3 protein-coding genes are annotated in these 2,266 nt (G+C 42.4%); all 3 read right to left on the bottom strand.

The features are described from left to right. Positions 1 to 66: 66 nt before the first annotated feature. The 3 genes from GT674_RS16910 to GT674_RS16920 all read right to left on the bottom strand — a co-directional run bounded on the left by GT674_RS16910 (position 67) and on the right by GT674_RS16920 (position 2,236). The gene (locus GT674_RS16910) at positions 67 to 780 is read right to left on the bottom strand and encodes an RNA-guided endonuclease InsQ/TnpB family protein (protein WP_442859869.1); all 714 of its coding nucleotides are present in this window, start codon (positions 778 to 780) and stop codon (positions 67 to 69) included. A gap of 62 nt (positions 781 to 842) precedes the next feature. After that, on the bottom strand, positions 843 to 1,469 hold the full coding sequence (locus tag GT674_RS16915; protein WP_243149193.1) for an RNA-guided endonuclease InsQ/TnpB family protein: 627 nt from the start codon (positions 1,467 to 1,469) through the stop codon (positions 843 to 845). Next, the gene (locus tag GT674_RS16920; protein WP_442859870.1) at positions 1,421 to 2,236 is read right to left on the bottom strand and encodes an RNA-guided endonuclease InsQ/TnpB family protein; all 816 of its coding nucleotides are present in this window, start codon (positions 2,234 to 2,236) and stop codon (positions 1,421 to 1,423) included. The genes GT674_RS16915 and GT674_RS16920 overlap by 49 nt, the downstream gene beginning before the upstream one ends. Positions 2,237 to 2,266 lie beyond the last annotated feature (30 nt).

Below are 2,266 nucleotides of genomic sequence, written 5' to 3' on the forward strand. Positions count from 1 at the left end.
CCCCGCGATTTTTTGCCCGGACACGGGCATATTTCTTACTTATTGTCTTGTCCGGATACGGACAGTTTATGCTGCCAGCATCCTTCTTGCCTCTTCACGGATGTTGATTGCTGCATTTCGATCTCTGTCCATCTCATTTCCGCACGTACAGCGGTAAACTCTTTCGGATAATTTCAGCTCTTTTTTTATCTTTCCGCATTTACTGCATTTTTTGCTTGACGGGAAAAAGCGGTCTACCTTTACTAATTCTTTTCCCTTCCAGGCAAGCTTATAATCCAGCATATTCCGGAACATCCCGTATCCATTATCCTGTATACTTTTCCCAAAATGCAGGCACTGGCTCATCGCTTTCATATCAATATCTTCCACCGCAACTATATCGTACTGGTCTGTGATCCTGCGGCTCAGTTTATGCAGATAATCTCTTCTCTGGCTGCGTATTTTTTCATGGCACCTGGCAACTTTCTTTTTCTGTCGCACATAATTGCGGCTTCCTTTTACACATCTCGACAGTTTACGCTGCTCCCTTGCCAGCCTTTTTTCATTTTTTCTGAAGAATCCTGCTTCTTCCATCTCAATCTCTTCTGAAAACACAGCCATCCCCTGCATCGCATAATCAATCCCCAGTATTTTGACATTGCTGTAATCCTTATCTGCTGCTTGGTTTTCGCAGCTGTATCCTTCATACAGCAGACTTGCAAAATACTTTCCGGATGGCTCCATACTGACTGTCACTGATTTCAAACGGCAGTTTTCTGCAGGCTCCCTGTGTTTTTTCATGGAGATCCATTTTAATTTTGGAAGCCGGATCCGGTTATCTTCTACCAGAATATTTCCGTTGACTACATTTGTTGTATAGCTGTTTTTGGAGTGATGTTTTGACTTGAAACGTGGAAATCCAACCTTAGGATCACNTGCTCCCTTGCCAGCCTTTTTTCATTTTTTCTGAAGAATCCTGCTTCTTCCATCTCAATCTCTTCTGAAAACACAGCCATCCCCTGCATCGCATAATCAATCCCAAGTATTTTAGCACTACTGTAATCCTTATCTGCTGCTTGGTTTTCGCAGCTGTATCCTTCATACAGCAGACTTGCAAAATACTTTCCGGACGGCTCCATACTGACTGTCACTGATTTCAGACGGCAGTTTTCTGCAGGCTCCCTGTGTTTTTTCATGGAGATCCATTTTAATTTCGGAAGCCGGATCCGGTTATCTTCTACCAGAATATTTCCGTTGACTACATTTGTTGTATAGCTGTTTTTGGAGTGATGTTTTGACTTGAAACGTGGAAATCCAACCTTAGGATCACGAAAAAAATTCTTATATGCTTTTTCCAGATGGAGCTGAACATTTGCCAGCGCCAGCGAATCAACTTCTTTCAGAAATGGATACGCCTTTTTATACATGGCTGGTGTATTCTTTAACATCTTCTTTGTCTTTTTATACTCCTGGATCTTGTCATTAAGCATCTGGTTGTACAGAAAACGACAGCAGCCAAANCACGGATGTTGATTGCTGCATTTCGATCTCTGTCCATCTCATTTCCGCACGTACAGCGGTAAACTCTTTCGGATAATTTCAGCTCTTTTTTTATCTTTCCGCATTTACTGCATTTTTTGCTTGACGGGAAAAAGCGGTCTACCTTTACTAATTCTTTTCCCTTCCAGGCAAGCTTATAATCCAGCATATTCCGGAACATCCCGTATCCATTATCCTGTATACTTTTCCCAAAATGCAGGCACTGGCTCATCGCTTTCATATCAATATCTTCCACCGCAACTATATCGTACTGGTCTGTGATCCTGCGGCTCAGTTTATGCAGATAATCTCTTCTCTGGCTGCGTATTTTTTCATGGCACCTGGCAACTTTCTTTTTCTGTCGCACATAATTGCGGCTTCCTTTTACACATCTCGACAGTTTACGCTGCTCCCTTGCCAGCCTTTTTTCATTTTTTCTGAAGAATCCTGCTTCTTCCATCTCAATCTCTTCTGAAAACACAGCCATCCCCTGCATCGCATAATCAATCCCCAGTATTTTGACATTGCTGTAATCCTTATCTGCTGCTTGGTTTTCGCAGCTGTATCCTTCATACAGCAGACTTGCAAAATACTTTCCGGATGGCTCCATACTGACTGTCACTGATTTCAGACGGCAGTTTTCTGCAGGCTCCCTGTGTTTTTTCATGGAGATCCATTTTAATTTCGGAAGCCGGATCCGGTTATCTTCTACCAGAATATTTCCGTTGACTACATTTGTTGTATAGCT

It is taken from the genome of Blautia sp. BIOML-A1 (genome assembly GCF_009883055.1).
Taxonomy (GTDB): domain Bacteria; phylum Bacillota; class Clostridia; order Lachnospirales; family Lachnospiraceae; genus Blautia_A.